The sequence below is a fragment of the Pseudomonas sp. A125 genome (assembly GCF_055409485.1).
In genome coordinates, this window is sequence record NZ_JBUZVP010000018.1 from 68,717 (window position 1) to 84,647 (window position 15,931).

The following is a 15,931-nucleotide window of genomic DNA, read 5'->3' on the forward strand; positions in this document are numbered from 1 at the left end:
CGCAACGACACAGGCGCCGGTGCCGCAGCCTATGGAAAGACTGCACCTGACTGACAGTCAGGCATGCCCCAGGTGTCGATGTTGTTGCCTTCTTCCACTCAGGATCTCCAGGTGTCGAACTCGTCAGTCGGCACAGCCTCCACCCGCCCGCATCTTCGGATGCGTCTAAGGAGGTCAGATTCATGGGGTCATGCCCTTGCTCCCGGTCGTAAGGAGCCGTTCGTTACACGTCAGTGAACACCTCACAGGCTGCAGGGGCCTTGATCCCTGATAACACTCAACATCCGTGGCGGGACTACGTGAGGGCAACCAGCAATGAACGAGGAGAGGGCCCATGCAGCAGTTAGATCCGAAGCTTGAACTACCGCAACCACCTCGACCGCTGATTGAGTCGAATCCCGTGGCCCAGCCTTATCCGGTGCAGGCACTGGGTGGGATTCTTGGGCCTGCGGTAGAGCGAATGGCCGAGGTCATCGGCGTGCCCCAGGCACTGGCCGCGCAATCAGTGTTGGCTGCCTCGGCGCTGGCCACTCAAGGTCATGCGGGCTTACAGCTCGACGGGAGAAATTATCCCCTGTCGCTGTACCTGATCACGGTGGCCGCGTCAGGTGATCGCAAGACCGCCGCAGACCGATGTGCATTGCTGCCGGCACGGCAATGGGAGCGTGAACAGTGGCAGCGCTATCGCGAACAACTTGCCCGGTACCGTGCCGCACAGCGACAGGCGCAGCGTATCAAGCCTGGCGATCCTCAGCCCGCAAACGGAATGCCGCTCGAAGCGGAGCCCTCAGCCCCTAGACTGATCACCACCGACCCGACTATCGAGGCCCTGATCAAGGGGCTCTGTCATGACCTGCCTAGCATGGGTCTGTTCTGTGATGAGGGTGGACAATTCCTCGGCAGCAGCACCATGAGTCGGGATAACCGTTTGAAAGCGGTCACGACCTTGTCGTCACTCTGGGATGGCAGCCCGATAGATCGCGCGCGTTCCATGGTTGGTGAAAGCTTGCGAGCCTATGACCGACGCTTGAGCCTGCACCTGATGCTGCAACCGTATTTGGCCATGCAGTTACTCAGTGACCCGTTGCTGCAGGGGCAAGGCATTCTAGGGCGCTGCTTGATGACCTGGCCCACCAGTCTAGCCGGGCAACGTAGCTACCAGGCTGTCGACTTGTCCAAAGACGCTGCCTTCGAGCGCTATCATCATCGCCTTTCGGCTCTGTTTTATCAGCCTTGGTCACTTTCCGCTGACGGAGCCTTGCAACTGTCAAAGCTGAGCCTCAGTCCGCTGGCGCGTCGTCGCTGGATTGATTTGCATGATGCTATCGAAGCTCAACTGGGTGAGTTTGGTGAGCTGGCCAGCGTGCGGCCCAGCGGTTCGAAGGCCGCCGACAACCTTTTGCGCGTCGCCGGCATTTTGGCCGTTGTGGAAGAGAGCAGCGTCGTGGAGGTCGACCATATCCAGCGGGCCTCGGCCTTAGTTGGCTACTACCTCACCGAGATCCAGCGCCTGACCGAGCAGGAGCCGGTGTGCAGGGTAAAAGAAGAGGCGGACCGGCTGTTGCGCTGGCTGCAGGTCAAGGATTGGAAGCGCTTCAGTATTCGAGATCTGAATCGCAACGGTCCCCGCTTTGCCCGCAAGAGCAGTCGTCATGCCGCAAAGCTGCTGGTCGAGTTGATTGATCATCAGTGGTTGATCTCCGACGGCCACACCTTCGAGGTGCGCCATGTTCAATCTCGATGAAGCGCTGCGCAACCATCTGGCTCAACGCCAAAAGGAGCCGAAAGTGCGATTTGTCGCCGGTACTGTCGCCATTTTGTCGCCACGCTCAAAGGCAGGCAAGGCAAGGGTTGTCGCCGGTGTCGCCGGTGTCGCCACCCTCCATAGAACTATCACGTCGACGACCTCCATTATCCAATGGTTGGAAGAGCAGGGCGCGCATCTTTACGTCACCGACAACACGCTGTGTTTTCGCCCGACTGATTGGGCTCAGTTCGCGATTGTAAGTGCGCACTGGCGAGCCCTTTTGCATGATCTCGCGGCAGCCGATCAGGAACAGAAAAATGGCTCGGGTCGGTAAGCGAGCGGGGCGCAATTTCGGCTTCGGTCGCCAGCTTAGCTATGCTGGACCGCAAGCACTGAAAGACCTGTTTGGCGACGGCCATTTTGCTACCGTCAAAGCCCACAGTGATCGCTGGCAGGCGTTCGTGCATTGGTGTCGATCCGATGAAGGACCGAGGGTGAACGACGCGCGCCAGATAGACCGCGAGATCCTCATGCGGTATGCCGTCCACGTGCGGGAGCAGGTTGATCAGGGCAACGTCGGCATTGCCACCGCGCAGAACCGACTGTCCAGCGTGAACCGAACGATGGCCGCACTGCGCGGTGATCAGTACGTCAAAATCCCGAGTCCGAGTAAGGCGCTGGGCTTGCAGCGCTCAAGTGTGCGGAGTGAGGCTCCGCAAGGCCTAGACCGGGCGCAGGTCAAGTTGATCGCACGGGCGCTGTCAGATCGTCAGCAATCGAGGGTGAGTGCCATTGTGCTCCTCGCCCGTGAGACTGGTATGCGCCTGCGCGAAGCGATCCTGGCCGATCTGCCCCGACTGCAACGTGAGGTGCGGCAACTGGGCAAGATCAACATCCAGGATGGCACCAAAGGTGGTCGATCAGGGGCCTCGGCACCGCGCTGGATTACGGTAACGGATCAAGTTCGCGATGCCTTGGATTGGGCCAGCGCGACCTCACCTAATGGCAGCCGGAATTTGTTGGCGCCCGACGAAAGCTACAAAGACTTTATGCAGGCAGTTGTGCGACCGGCACGGGACATCCTGCATGAGCATGGATTGAAAGGTTTTCATGAGCTGCGGGCGGCTTACGCCTGTGAGCGCTATGAGCAACTAATCGGCTTTCCTGCACCCGTTAATGGTGGTCGTGTTCATCAAGAGGATCGAGCACTCGATCAGCGAGCCCGTAAGCAGATCAGCCGCGAGTTGGGACATAACCGCATCGATGTGGTGAGTGCCTACATCGGAGGCCGGCGATGACGGCCGAGTTCGACATAGCGTTGTTCCTACGCCCTATGCTCAAAGGTGCACATGCCACGCAGCAGCGGCACATCAGGCAAGCAGAAAGGATGCACGAGGTGATTCGTGAGCGCTGGGGTTGCGCGACTCCCTGGTCCTGGAGAGAAAAGCACGTGAGATGGTTTCTGGAGCGCTACCTGCGATGCTCAGCTCCAGCTACCGTCTACTACTACGAGTTAACAGCAGGGTTGATCCACCTTAGAAAGGCCAAAGCCGTGGTTGCCTGACAGGCGTTTAAGCGTGAGCCTCTGAGTATGGGAATGCGGAGCCTTCCCTTACTCAGAGGCTTGGCCGAAGAAGCGCTGGCACGCTCCACTACACGGATGGCATGAACTGTCGCCGTGATGTCAGCGTATCGGCACCACCTTGCGGTCCCTGGTTTGATTGATGGCCGACGCTGACAGGCTGCCGGTAGCCGCTTTCTGGATATGCTCACTCCACCAGGCCATCATCGGGCGCCGACGTTCGATGTAATCCGCCCGGTTGTAGGCGCTCCGAACTTCGTCCTTGTCGACATGCGCCAGCGCGACTTCGATCAGTTCTGGATCCCATCCATGCTCGTTCAGGATTGTGCTGGCCATGGAGCGCATGCCGTGGCTGACCAAGCGGTCCTGAAAGCCCATTCTTTTCAACGCCATATTGGCTGTCTGGCTATTCGCGTGGGTGCGCGGGTTTCTATCTGACGGGAACACATATTCCCTGTGGCCGCTATGGGGCTTAAGCGTATCCAATAACGAAAGTGCATGTTCGGTCAGTGGGATTGTGTGCGGACGACGCTTTTTCATTCGCTCCGGAGGGATGGTCCAAATGCGTTTGTCGAAATCGATGTCTGCCCATCGGGTTGTCGCCGCTTCGACAGGGCGCGTCATAGTGTGTAGCTGCGATTCGATCAGGCAGCGTGTGGTCCGTTTGATGCTGGCGTTCGCGATTTCCATCATGAGCTCCGGAAGCTCATCAGGTGGTAGCGCGGCCATATTCACTTTCTTGGGTTTCTTGAACACCGCTCGAATGCCGCTGAGAGGGTTGGCAAAGATCATTCCGGAGTTGACCCCGTAGGTCATAATCTCGTTAAGGCGCTGGCTCACTCGCTTAACCGTCTCGAGGCTGCCTTTAGCTTCAATCGGACGAAGCAGTTTGATGACCATTGGCGCGCTCACTTCCGACAACGGCGTTGATTTCATGCTTGGAAAAACATGCAGTGTGAGTGAGCGCCAGATGTCTTCGGCATACGCCGGGGTGACGGAATCCTTCTTCAATTCGAACCAAGCGGTGGCTACGTTCTCGAACGTATGTTCCGTTTCCGCTCGTTTGGCTTCCTGCAGTTCATTACGCTGAGCTTTGGGGTCGATGCCCTGTGCAAGCAGCTCTCTGGCCTCAACGGTTTTCTTCCTGGCTTGCGCAAGAGAAACCTCGGGATAGGGTCCGAGTGCCATGTTGATTCGGTTCTTGGTTACGGGATGTCGGTAGTTGAAATTCCACTGCATCGAGCGATTGACCCTGACTCGCAGTTGGAGCCCGTCGCCATCGGTGAGGACGTAATCCTTGTCTTTCGGTTTGACCGCCTTGAGCTGGCGGTCGGAGAGGCGGGTGGTTTGAGCGCACATGAGAAGTACTCCATGACACCTTTTGGTATTCCCAAGATTAGCGCCGGGTAGCCGGGAATACCATTGGGAATACCAAATCGTCTGGAACTCAAAAAGCCTAGAAAGCCTTCTGTAGCCCTGAAGCCCCCGTATTTACTGGATTTCAGGCACAAAAAAAGACGTCCGTGGACGTCTTTAGATGATGAAATGGTGGAGCCGGGGGGATTTGAACCCCCGTCCGCCAGTACTCCGCTGTCGGTACTACATGCGTAGCCGTTTCTATTAAGTTAACCCTCAGCGACCCGAAGGGCAGGGTGCTTTGGGCGAGTTGTGTAAGTTTTAGCCGATTCGTCCACAACGTACTGCACGGCGATTCTGTTCTATATGACAATCACTTTGGGTTTACAGACATCCCCTGGTGATTGCTGGACCCGAAGGTACCAGAAGCTCAGGATCTAAAGCTGCTTACGCAGCGAGAGAGAATTCCTGGCCGTAGGTTTCGTCATTGGCAACTATAAGTAGTTGCAACAGTGGATTTACGAGTTCTGTTACCAACTCGGCATGCACCTAAAGTTTCGCGACCGGCGTCGAATCCTAAACGGCCCCGTGCTTGTAACTCGTTGTTTCTTAGTGAGTGACCAGCCTGTGCAGTGTACGCCAATCGCTCACAGAAGGCCAACCCGAAGGTTGGCCTTGGGCGGCGGCGAGTTACTGGTTGCCGCCTTTGTCCGAGTCTTGCAGGTCTTGCAGGGCTTTGGAGGTGATCTCGATGCATTTCTTGTCATCGCCAGCAGCGTGGGCTGCTTTGGCTTGGGAAACGGCGGTGTCGATTTCGCCGGACTTGCCACTGGTATCAGTGGCGAGCAACGCTTTCCCGTTGTTGATTTTGTCCAGGTTGATTTGGCACAGATCGTCTTTTGTTCCGGCAGCAAACACGGGGGACGCCAGCATCGCAGCGGTAATGAACAAACCAGCAAGAGCGGAACGCTTCATGGGTATCTCCTTGTGCAAATAGGGCTCGATGCTGCCGGTTTTCCGTGCAGCCAGCGAGGTCACTGATGAGCCTCGTGTGTCGAGGCCTATGCAGATGACTACGCCGGCGCGCAGGGGTTCTGTTTTGTCGGTGGATTAGTCGAAAAAGCCCGAAATCATTAGGTTTTGCACTCAAAGAGGGCGGCTTTAATGGACGCGCGCTTGTGTCACTCTGTCCACCAGGTACACCAGCCCGTGGTAATCAATTCCACCGTGTTGCGTCAGACCAATCTCACACGTACGGCTGGTGGAGATGCCTTCGCTGCAATATTGCACCGCGTCTTTGAGGCTGCGCAGTGAGTGCGCATTCAGCTCTGGCGTGGTGAAGCCCTTGTCGCCGGCAAACCCGCAGCAGTGAATGCCTTCGGGGATCACCACGGTTTTGCTGCAACGCCTGGCCAGGTCGATCAGCGCCTGGCTTTCTCCCAGGTGTTGGGTGCTGCAGGTGACGTGCACGGCGATCGGAGCTTCCTGGGGGGTGAAGTCGAGGCGGTCCATGAGGTGGGTGCGGATAAAACGTACCGGGTCGTAGAGGTCGAGGCGGGTTTCGGCCAGGTCCTGGACCAGGCGTAGGGTGCACGGGCTGGTGTCGCAGTAGATCGGGTCGAGGCCGCCACGGCTGGCGTGGAGCAGGGCGCCGATCAGTTCCTGGCGTTTGTGTTCGGCTTGTTCAGCGTAGCCTTTGGACGCGAAAGGCTGACCGCAACAGAGGTTGTCTTGATTGTCGGGGAAGACTACCTGGTAACCGGCTTTTTCCAGCAGGCCACGGGTTTTGTCGTACAGCGACATCTGCTCGGTGTCGCCGGCTGCCGGCCCCATTGCTCGTGATACGCAGGCGGCGAGGTACACCACCCTTGGTCGTGCATCGCTCACGGCGGGGCTGAAGCGAATGGCCTTTTCCGGTTGTGGCATGGCGTTGCTCCACAGAGGGATTTGCCCCTTGGACAACCGGGTCACTGTGGCCGAGAGCTTCGCCAGTCGCGGAGCGCCCAGTAGCATGCGCGCACCGTTGGCCACGTGCAGCGTGAAGCGCGCACCTTGCAAGGCAGTCGCGAAATGCGTCGACAGCCATTCGGCTGTTTTCGTACGGTCGGCGTCGCGGCTTCGCAGCTTTTTCACCAAGTCGCCGGTATTGATGCCTACCGGGCAACGTTGCGCGCAAAGCCCGGTTGCCGCGCAGGTGTCGATGCCTTGGTACTGATAGGCCGCTTCCAGTTCGGTGGTGTCGATACCGGCGCGCTTTTTAGCCTGGATATCGCGCCAGATCACAATGCGTTGGCGCGGGCTCAGGGTCAGCCCTTTTGACGGGCACACCGGTTCGCAGAAGCCGCACTCGATGCACTTATCCACAAGCTCGTCCGCGGCGGGCAGGGGTTTGAGGTGCTTGAGGTGGATTTGCGGGTCTTCGCTGAGTACCACGTCCGGGTTGAGAATGCCGTTGGGGTCGAGCAGGCGCTTGAGCTGCCACATCAACTGGTAGGCATCGCTGCCCCATTCCAATTCGACGAAGGGAGCCATGTTGCGGCCGGTGCCGTGCTCGGCCTTCAACGAACCGCCAAACTCAACGGCCACCAACTGGGCCACGTCGTCCATGAACGCCTGGTAGCGTGCGACTTCTTGCGCGCTGTTGAAGCCTTGTGTGAAGACAAAGTGCAGGTTGCCTTCCAGGGCGTGTCCGAAAAGGATCGCTTCGTCGTAGTGATGTTTGTCGAACAACCCGATCAGGCGATTAACCCCGATGGCCAGTTGTTCAACTGGGAAGGTCACGTCTTCGATGATCACGGTGGTACCGGTTTTACGCACAGCGCCCACGGCCGGAAAGGTGTCTTTACGGATCGCCCAAAGGCGGGCGTTTTCTACCGGGTCTTCGGTGAAGTCGACTTGTTTCTCCACCGGGAAGTTGGCCAGGGAGGCCATGATCAGCGCCAGTTGCTCATGCAGCAGCGATGGCGAAGCGGCGCGGGATTCGATCAGCAGCGCGCAGGCATTTTCCGACAACTGCTGTACGAAAGCCGGCATGCCGGGCTTGTCCTGCACTGAGCGCATGCTGCGACGGTCCAGCAGTTCTACCGCCGAAACGGGCTGTGTCTTGAGGACGGTCACGGCGGTGCAGCAGGTTTCCACATCAGGGAACACGATCAGCGCCGAGGCTTTGTTCGGGTGATCGATCACCGTGTCGTAGGTCACAGCGCTGATAAAGCCCAAGGTGCCCTCGGAGCCCACCAGCAGGTGGCTGAGGATATCCAGTGGCTCGTCGAAATCCACCAGGGCGTTGAGTGACAAGCCGGTGGTATTTTTCAGACGGTATTTATGGCGGATTTTTGCAGCCAGTTCGGCATTGGCCCGCGTTTCGCGTCCCAGTGTCGACAGGCGTTCGAGCAGGTTGGCGTGGTGTTGGCGAAAGGCCGAAACGCTGACCGGGTCTTCTGTGTCCAGGCGGCTGCCATCAGCCAGCACCAAGCGGATTCCCGCCAGGGTGTGATAGGTATTCTGTGCCGTGCCGCAGCACATGCCGCTGGCATTGTTGGCGACTATGCCGCCAATTTTGCAGGCGTTGATAGACGCCGGGTCCGGGCCGATCTTGCGCCCGAATGGCGCCAGCCAGGCGTTTGCCTGGGCACCGATCACGCCCGGTTGCAGGCGGATTTGTGTGCCCTGGCCGCGAATCTCGCGCCCGTTCCAATTGTCCCCGAGCACGATCAGTACCGAGTCGCTGATGGCCTGCCCGGAAAGGCTGGTGCCTGCCGCACGAAAGGTTACGGGCACGCGATCGCGCTGGGCCAGTTGCAGCAGCGCCACCACTTCATCTTCCGACTCTACGCGGATCACCAGTTGTGGGATCAGTCGGTAAAAACTGGCATCGGTGCCGAAGGCAAGGGTGGAAAGTGGATCGTCGAAACGGCGATCCTTCGGGATCAGTTGTGCGGCGTCGCTCAAAAAGGCAGCAGGCAGGCTCATCGGTCCTCCAGAAATAGCTGACGCCGGAATAACGGCCCGGCGTCGATTCTTACCCTATTACACGCAGGTATCAGTGCACCAGCATGCCGGTGAACCAGTAGGCCTGTGCCAAGGTGATCAACCCGACAATCGTCGCGAAGAACAAGCTGTGCTTGAGGGTAAAGCGAAACAGGTCGGATTCTTTGCCCACCAGGCCGGTTGCGGCGCACGCCACGGCGATCGACTGCGGCGAGATCATCTTGCCGGTTACGCCGCCGCTGGTATTCGCGGCCACCAGCAAGGTGTCGTTGACGCCGATCTGGTGCGCGGTGGTGGCTTGCAGTGAGCTGAACAGTGCGTTGGATGAGGTGTCGGAACCCGTCAGGAATACCCCGAGCCAGCCAAGGAATGGCGAGAAGAACGGGAACGCCGCGCCGGTAGCCGCCAACACCAGGGCCATGGTTGATGACATGCCGGAGTAGTTGGTGACGAAAGCAAAGGCCAGCACCATGCCGATGGACAGGATTGGCCAGCGCAGCTCATAGAAGGTTTCTTTCAGGGTGGTCAGACCAGTTTTGAAATCAATCTTCAGCACCACCATCGACACCAGGGCAGAGAAGAAAATCGCCGTGCCGGTGGCGGAAATCGGGTCAAGCTTGAATACCGCAGGGATCGCCGTAGGGGTGGCAACGATGGGTGCAACCTTGATCACCAATTGGTCCAGGTGCGGGATCGCGAAGTTGAACACCGAGCTGTACATCGCGCCACCCGCAGCAAACATCGCCTTGAACGGCTTGAGGGTCCAGAGGGTGACCAGCACGGTCAGGATCAGGAACGGCGACCAGGCCTTGAAAATTTCCCCCAGGCTGTAAGGCGACGCCAGGGTGTTGCGCGGCAGGCCAAAACCACCGGCGCTGGCGGTGATGGCGGTGCCGGACGTTGCGCCAGCGATTTGCGCACCGGCGCTGCGCTTGGGCTGCCAGACTTTGAGGAACAGAGTCAGGGAAATCAGGCTGGCCAGGGCCGAGGTGATGTCTGGCAGTTCCGGGCCGATGAAGTTTGAGGTGAAGAATTGCGTAACGGCAAAGCTCAGGCCCGCAACCAGTGCGGCTGGCCAGGTTTCCTTGACGCCGCGCAGGCCGTCCATCATGAACACCAGCCAGAACGGTACGAACAACGACAGCAGTGGTAACTGGCGGCCCGCCATGGCACCGATCTTGAACGCGTCGATGCCGGTTACTTGCCCGGCTACGATGATCGGAATCCCCAGTGCGCCAAAGGCGACGGGGGCGGTGTTGGCAATCAGGCACAGGCCGGCGGCGTACAGCGGGTTGAAGCCCAGGCCGACCAGCAGTGCGGCGGTAATCGCCACGGGAGCACCGAAACCGGCTGCGCCTTCAAGAAAGGCGCCGAAGCAGAAGCCGATCAGCAGCACTTGCAGGCGCTGGTCGTCGGTAATCGACAGCACCGAGCTGCGGATGATTTCGAACTGGCCGCTCTTGACCGTCAGTTTGTACAAGAATACAGCGGCGACGATGATCCAGGCGATTGGCCACAGGCCGTAGGCAAAGCCATAACCGGCGGCGGCGAGCGCCATGTCCACCGGCATTTGGAAGGCAAAGATCGCCACCAGGATCGACAGCGCCAAGGTGATGCTGCCGGCAACGTGACCTTTGAGGCGGAACACGGCCAGGGCCAGGAAGAAAAATACGATGGGAATAACGGCGGCCAGTGCGGACAGGCCGAGGCTGCCGAGCGGGCTGTAGAGCTGTTGCCAGGTTTGCATATGGGGTGGCCCCTAATTGTTGTTGGTCAGGCACTGCTTGAGTGATTTGGTAAATTGGTAATACCAACTTACAGTCACCGTTGGCTAGGTTAAAAGCCTTCAGGGGGATGTGTCAATTTGCCGCTTGTGAATCTTTGGTCGTAGTTCATGGTGAGCGGGTGCTGATTGGCTGAAACAAGAGGGTTCTGATAGGTGCCGGATGCGCGGCGATAGGCCAGAATAGGGGCCCCGGCGAGTGGTCGGGATGGTGGAGAGTGAGTTATGGGGTTTGATCAGGTGCGTCAGCGCCGTTTGTCTGACGATATCGTCGAGCAGCTTGAGGGCATGATCCTTGAGGGCACGCTGAAGTCGGGCGAGCGCTTGCCGGCCGAGCGCGCACTGGCCGAGCAATTCGGGGTGTCGCGCCCTTCGTTGCGTGAGGCGATCCAAAAACTGGCGGCCAAAGGCCTGCTGGTCAGCCGCCAGGGTGGTGGCAATTATGTGGTGGAGTCGCTGGGTTCAACCTTCAGCGATCCACTGCTGCACCTGCTGGAAAATAACCCCGAGGCTCAGCGCGATCTTCTGGAGTTTCGTCAGACGCTGGAAGCCTCTTGCGCATATTACGCAGCGTTGCGCGCCACTGAGGTGGACCGCGAACGGCTTACCGCCGCGTTCGAAGAACTACAGGATTGCTACACGCGACCAGACGAAGTGAGCCGTGTGGAAGAGGGCGCGGCGGATGCGAGGTTTCACCTGGCTATCGCCGAGGCCAGCCATAACGCGGTATTGCTGCACACCATTCGCGGCTTGTTCGACCTGCTCAAGCGCAACGTGGTGACCAACATTGGCGGCATGTACCAGCAGCGCACCGAGACACGGGACATGCTGATCAATCAGCACCGTGACCTGTACCTGGCGATTATCGAGGGACGCGCCGAGCAGGCACGGGAAGTTGCAACACGCCACCTGCTGTATGTGCAGGAAGTGCTGGAGGAGGTGCGTCAGGAAGTTCAGCGCATGGCCCGGGCGGAGCGGCGCAAAGGGATGTAGCAATTATTGTGGCTGAGGCAGCAGGCTCCCTCGGCCACAATAACTCACAAGAAGGTCAGTCTTCCTTGCCCTTGTTGCGTACGGCACGCTGCAATTCCCGGTTGGAATCACGTTCGCGCTCGGTGTCACGCTTGTCGTATTCCTTCTTGCCCTTGCCCAGTGCGATCTCGCACTTGACCAGGTGCTTGCTCCAGTACCATGACAGGCAGATACAGGCGTAGCCCTTCTGCTGCACGGCGGCCTGGAGCTTTTCCAGTTCGCGGGCATTGAGCAACAGCTTGCGCGTGCGCACCGGGTCGGCGATCACGTGGGTGCTGGCGGTCATCAGCGGCGTGATATGACTGCCGAGCAGCCAGGCCTCACCGTCTTTGAGCAGCACATAACTGTCGACCAGTTGCAGCTTGCTGGCGCGCAGACTTTTTACTTCCCAGCCGGCCAGGACCAGACCAGCCTCGAACCGATGTTCGATGAAGTAATCGTGTCGCGCCTTTTTGTTTTGCGCGATGGTCCCTGTTGGGTGTTTCTTTTGTTTAGCCATAGGGGCGGCATTATAGGGAGTTGCGAGCGCGTCGGCTACGGTCAACCTGCGTGCTTGAGCGTGTTGAGTGAATCCCGGACAATGCAGGCTGGTTTTTGATTTTTTTCTTTCGCGAATCCTGTTGTCCTTTCGCGATGTTTGCCGTTCAGCTGTGGAAATAACGCTCACATGACGACGCATATTCAACGTTCGGCCCTGCTGCCTTACCCGGCACAGGCGCTCTATGACCTGGTCAACGACGTGGCGCGTTACCCGGAGTTCCTGCCTTGGTGTTCGACTGCCGAGGTGCTGGAGAGCAGTGACGAGCATATGCTCGCCAGCGTGGGGGTAGCGAAGGGCGGCTTGAGCCAGCACTTTGTCACGCGCAACATACTGGTGCCCGGGCAGTCCATCGAGATGAACCTCGAAGAAGGCCCGTTCACTCAGCTGCACGGTGTGTGGGTGTTCAAGGCGTTGAACGAGAAGGCCTGTAAAATCAGCCTGGACCTGTCGTTCGATTACGCCGGCCCTATCGTGCGTGCCACCTTGGGCCCACTGTTCAATCAAGCGGCCAATACCTTGGTGGACGCGTTTTGCCAGCGCGCGAAGCAAATTCATGGCTGAACCATGGGTTGAAATAGAGGTGGTATACGCTGCGGTGGATCGCCAGGCATTGATGAGCCTGGCGGTAGCGCCGGGCTCGAGCCTCAGGGCGGCGGTGCTGGCTTCTGGAATGGCCACGCAATTTGCGCAACTGAATCTGCAGAGCTGCCCGTTGGGGATTTTCGGTAAGGTAGTAGCGGACCCGGATGTTCGGTGCGTGCAAGCCGGAGACCGAATTGAGATTTATCGGCCATTGCTGGCAGACCCGATGGAGATACGGCGCTTGCGTGCGGCCAAGGCTGCGAAGGCAAAACAGCAGAATTCATAGTTTGCGAAATGGCAGGCAACAAAAAGCCCGGCATGCCGGGCTTTTTATCGAGCGTTGCGCATTTATTGCGGGCTGGCGTCCAGGGGTTCTGGAGTCGGCACCGGAACGGTTTGCACGCCGTCGACGCCTTTCTGGATCTCGTCCAGCAAGGAGCCAGGCTTGGCCGGTACCTCGGACTTGGGCTTTTCCTCGTTCTGCGCGGGCGCAGGGGCGGTGGTGCCGTTGTCCTTGCCCAGCAGGGCTTCATCGCGGCTTACGCCCGGCTTGAAGTCCCCAGAGAGGCTGGTGAGCTGGTCATTGCCATTAAAGATGACACTGACCCGCTCCTGCTGGCGTTCACCGCCACCAGGCTGGATGCTATAGAGATAATCCCAGCGATCGGCATGGAATGTGTCGGTCAGCAGGGGATTACCCATGATAAACCGTACTTGCCGTCGGGTCATTCCCGGGCGTAACTGGTCTATCATGTCCTGCGTGACGACATTGCCCTGCTGGATGTCGATTTTGTAAACCCCGGGGAATGAACAACCGGCGAGTGCGAGCAGTCCCACAAAGGTGAAACTGGTTAGCAAGAGCTTGGTGTTTTGCATCGGTGGGCGACTTCCACTATCTTGGCTGGGACAACGTAAACGCCGATCATACCCGTATTAAGAGAAGCTGCGAAGCAGCATCCGCGAGAAAGCTAACCATGGTTGAAAATAGCGAACTACGCAAAGCCGGTCTTAAAGTGACTCTGCCACGAGTCAAGATTCTACAAATGCTCGATTCTGCTGAGCAGCGCCACATGAGTGCCGAGGATGTATACAAGGCACTGATGGAGTCTAACGAGGACGTCGGCCTGGCCACGGTTTACCGTGTTCTGACCCAGTTTGAAGCAGCAGGACTGGTGGTTCGTCATAATTTCGACGGCGGTCATGCAGTCTTCGAACTGGCTGACAGCGGCCACCACGACCACATGGTCGACGTGGAAACTGGCGAAGTGGTCGAGTTCGTCAGCCCGGAAATCGAGAAGCTCCAGAAGGCGATCGCCGACGAGCACGGAGTCGAATTGGTGGATCACAATTTGGTTCTGTACATACGTAAGAAAAAGTAAGAAAGCTACGCAGATTCGCTCTGCGAAACGATCGAAGGCGACCCTAGGGTCGCCTTCGTGCTTTCTATAGAAAAGAAAATACTCCGTAGGCCGGGCCTCAGGCCTTCGCGGTTACCACCATTTTCTTCGCATGGGCCAGGGACTCCTTGGTCAGGTCGATGCCTCCGAGCATTCGCGCCACTTCTTCCACTCGTTCAGTCTTGTTCAGCTTGGACACGGCGGTATGGGTCGCATCGCTGCCTCGCACCTTGTGCACGAACAAATGTTGATGCCCTTGGGCTGCCACTTGTGGCAAGTGGGTAACGGTCAGTACCTGGCCGCGATCACCGAGCCGGCGCAACAACTGGCCGACGATCTCGGCAGTCGGGCCGCCGATCCCGACGTCCACTTCATCGAATACTAGCGTTGGCACACGTGAGGTCTGGGCCGTAATCACCTGGATCGCAAGGCTGATCCGTGAAAGCTCTCCACCAGAGGCTACTTTGGCGAGTGCCTTGAGCGGTTGGCCCGGGTTTGCACTGACCAGTAGTTCTACCTGTTCAAGGCCATTGGGCAGCAGTTCATCGCTGGTGTTGGTGTGCAGCTCGATGGTGAAGCGCCCGCCGGGCATCCCCAGGCGTTGTATTTCCTGTTCCACTGCGCTGGCCAGGCCAGTCGCTGCCTGATGACGCAGGTCGCTCAGTTCTCGGGCTTTTTCCTTGTAGTGACGAGCAAAAGAGCCGAGTTCCTCCCCCAGTCGCTCGATGGATTCGTCGTTGGCATTCAGGGTCTCAATTTCATCCAGCAGCTTTTGTTGCAGGGTCGCGACTTCGGTCGGCTGGATCCGGTGTTTGCGCGCCAGGGTGTAGATGGTGTCCAGTCGCTCTTCTATATCCTGCAGGCGTGCGGGGTCTGCGTCGAAGTGATCAAGGAAACGGTTCAGCTCGCCGACGGCTTCTTCCACCTGAATTTGCGCACTGGTCAGCAGCGTCGTGGCTTCATTCAACGAGCCTGAAGCGCTATTCACACTGGACAGGCGGTTGAGGCTGGCAGTCAGGGCATTGAGCACATTGCCGGAATCACTTTCGCTGCACTGCTCCACCACTTGCCGGCAAATGCCCAGTAGGGTTTCGGCGTTGGTCAGGTTCTTGTGTTCCTGTTCCAGTTGCTCCAGTTCCGTTTCGCCGAGCCCCAGGCTTTCCAGTTCTTCCAGTTGATAACTGAGCAATTGGTGGCGCGCACGCTGTTCATCGCCGGAGTTGGAGAGACGCTCCAGTTCCTGGCGGGTTTGGCGCCAGCGCTGCGCAGCCAATTGCACCTGGCGCGCCAGGTCGGTGGCGCCGGCGTATTCGTCGAGGAGCCGGCGATGGGTATCGGTTTTCAGCAGGGACTGGTGTTCATGCTGGCTGTGGATATCGATCAGCAACTCGCCAAGGGCTTTCAAATCAGCGAGGGGGCAGGGCGTGCCGTTGATATAGCCGCGGGAGCGCCCTTCGGCGGTGATCACCCGACGCAGGATGCACGGGCCTTCATTGTTAAGGTCGCGCTCGGCAAGCCAGGCCTCGGCTTCCGGGATGTCGGCCAGGTCAAAAGTGGCGAGGATGTCGGCCTTGTCGGCGCCCGGGCGAACTACGCCGCTGTCGGCGCGGTCACCCAGGGTCAGGCCCAGGGCGTCGAGCATGATCGACTTGCCGGCGCCGGTTTCGCCTGTGATTACGCTCATCCCGCGATCCAGTTCAAGGTCCAGGTGTTCAACGATGGCGTAGTTATGTACGGACAGGTGCACCAGCATGACGGCCGCTCCCAGGCTTTAGGTCTGGTTATTTATACAGTGTTTTGTTTGGGGGTGACAATCCTGATGCTTAGTCCGATTTGCTTGAAGGGCTGTGTTTTTAAGTGCGACAGGGAATGACGGGGCGGAATTGATCCAAGGCAAGTGAAAGACTTTTGGTAACGCCTC

General features: G+C 58.5%; 15 protein-coding genes and 1 other RNA gene. 8 read left to right on the forward strand and 8 right to left on the reverse strand.

Features of this window, described 5'->3' with window-relative positions:
- Nucleotides 1–334: 334 nt before the first annotated feature.
- From ACZRN6_RS23060 to ACZRN6_RS23075, 4 genes are read left to right on the forward strand one after another with little or no spacing between them, the layout of a single operon-like run.
- Nucleotides 335–1,744: a YfjI family protein gene (locus ACZRN6_RS23060; protein ID WP_198809797.1), complete on the forward strand. Its 1,410-nt coding sequence runs from the start codon at nt 335–337 to the stop codon at nt 1,742–1,744.
- The gene (locus ACZRN6_RS23065) at nt 1,728–2,081 is read left to right on the forward strand and encodes a hypothetical protein (RefSeq protein ID WP_198809796.1); all 354 of its coding nucleotides are present in this window, start codon (nt 1,728–1,730) and stop codon (nt 2,079–2,081) included. The genes ACZRN6_RS23060 and ACZRN6_RS23065 overlap by 17 nt, the downstream gene beginning before the upstream one ends.
- The gene (locus tag ACZRN6_RS23070) at nt 2,065–3,045 is read left to right on the forward strand and encodes an integrase domain-containing protein (protein ID WP_464008920.1); all 981 of its coding nucleotides are present in this window, start codon (nt 2,065–2,067) and stop codon (nt 3,043–3,045) included. The genes ACZRN6_RS23065 and ACZRN6_RS23070 overlap by 17 nt, the downstream gene beginning before the upstream one ends.
- Nucleotides 3,042–3,311, forward strand: coding sequence for a hypothetical protein (locus tag ACZRN6_RS23075; protein ID WP_464008921.1), 270 nt, complete (start codon nt 3,042–3,044; stop codon nt 3,309–3,311). The genes ACZRN6_RS23070 and ACZRN6_RS23075 overlap by 4 nt, the downstream gene beginning before the upstream one ends.
- Nucleotides 3,312–3,431: 120 nt before the next feature.
- Here ACZRN6_RS23075 and ACZRN6_RS23080 read toward each other — a convergent pair whose 3' ends face one another.
- The 5 genes from ACZRN6_RS23080 to ACZRN6_RS23100 form a co-directional block, all read right to left on the reverse strand.
- Complete coding sequence (locus ACZRN6_RS23080) at nt 3,432–4,688, reverse strand: integrase domain-containing protein (protein ID WP_464008922.1); 1,257 nt, start codon at nt 4,686–4,688, stop codon at nt 3,432–3,434.
- A 187-nt stretch (nt 4,689–4,875) separates the two neighbouring features.
- Nucleotides 4,876–5,273: a transfer-messenger RNA gene (gene ssrA / locus ACZRN6_RS23085) on the reverse strand.
- Between the two features lie 102 nt (nt 5,274–5,375).
- A complete protein-coding gene (locus ACZRN6_RS23090) occupies nt 5,376–5,660 on the reverse strand; it encodes a hypothetical protein (RefSeq protein WP_322148610.1) in 285 nt (94 codons plus the stop codon).
- Between the two features lie 186 nt (nt 5,661–5,846).
- Nucleotides 5,847–8,657, reverse strand: a complete 2,811-nt coding sequence (locus ACZRN6_RS23095) for an FAD-binding and (Fe-S)-binding domain-containing protein (RefSeq protein ID WP_464008923.1) — start codon at nt 8,655–8,657, stop codon at nt 5,847–5,849.
- Nucleotides 8,658–8,727: 70 nt separating this feature from the next.
- Nucleotides 8,728–10,422 (reverse strand): lactate permease LctP family transporter, encoded by a 1,695-nt coding sequence (locus ACZRN6_RS23100; RefSeq protein WP_322143155.1) that lies wholly within the window; start codon nt 10,420–10,422, stop codon nt 8,728–8,730.
- A 261-nt stretch (nt 10,423–10,683) separates the two neighbouring features.
- Here ACZRN6_RS23100 and ACZRN6_RS23105 point away from each other — a divergent pair, with 261 nt between their 5' ends.
- Nucleotides 10,684–11,451 carry an FCD domain-containing protein gene (locus tag ACZRN6_RS23105; protein WP_322143156.1) on the forward strand — a complete coding sequence of 256 codons (768 nt, stop codon included), beginning with the start codon at nt 10,684–10,686 and terminating at the stop codon, nt 11,449–11,451.
- Nucleotides 11,452–11,506: 55 nt separating this feature from the next.
- On the opposite strand, the gene smpB is transcribed toward ACZRN6_RS23105, so the two are convergent.
- Entirely contained in the window at nt 11,507–11,989 is a 483-nt protein-coding gene (gene smpB / locus ACZRN6_RS23110; RefSeq protein WP_076013764.1) for an SsrA-binding protein SmpB, read from the reverse strand.
- Between the two features lie 168 nt (nt 11,990–12,157).
- Here smpB and ACZRN6_RS23115 point away from each other — a divergent pair, with 168 nt between their 5' ends.
- Together ACZRN6_RS23115 and ACZRN6_RS23120 are read left to right on the forward strand one after the other, a co-directional pair.
- Nucleotides 12,158–12,592 (forward strand): type II toxin-antitoxin system RatA family toxin, encoded by a 435-nt coding sequence (locus tag ACZRN6_RS23115; RefSeq protein WP_322143157.1) that lies wholly within the window; start codon nt 12,158–12,160, stop codon nt 12,590–12,592.
- On the forward strand, nt 12,585–12,899 hold the full coding sequence (locus ACZRN6_RS23120) for an RnfH family protein (RefSeq protein WP_464008924.1): 315 nt from the start codon (nt 12,585–12,587) through the stop codon (nt 12,897–12,899). The genes ACZRN6_RS23115 and ACZRN6_RS23120 overlap by 8 nt, the downstream gene beginning before the upstream one ends.
- Nucleotides 12,900–12,961: 62 nt before the next feature.
- On the opposite strand, the gene ACZRN6_RS23125 is transcribed toward ACZRN6_RS23120, so the two are convergent.
- Nucleotides 12,962–13,489 carry an outer membrane protein assembly factor BamE gene (locus ACZRN6_RS23125; protein ID WP_167665363.1) on the reverse strand — a complete coding sequence of 176 codons (528 nt, stop codon included), beginning with the start codon at nt 13,487–13,489 and terminating at the stop codon, nt 12,962–12,964.
- A gap of 98 nt (nt 13,490–13,587) precedes the next feature.
- Here ACZRN6_RS23125 and fur point away from each other — a divergent pair, with 98 nt between their 5' ends.
- Complete coding sequence (gene fur, locus ACZRN6_RS23130; protein ID WP_088423601.1) at nt 13,588–13,992, forward strand: ferric iron uptake transcriptional regulator; 405 nt, start codon at nt 13,588–13,590, stop codon at nt 13,990–13,992.
- A 97-nt stretch (nt 13,993–14,089) separates the two neighbouring features.
- Here the strand turns inward: fur and recN are convergent, their stop codons facing one another.
- On the reverse strand, nt 14,090–15,763 hold the full coding sequence (gene recN / locus ACZRN6_RS23135) for a DNA repair protein RecN (protein ID WP_464008925.1): 1,674 nt from the start codon (nt 15,761–15,763) through the stop codon (nt 14,090–14,092).
- Between the last annotated feature and the right edge of the window lie 168 nt (nt 15,764–15,931).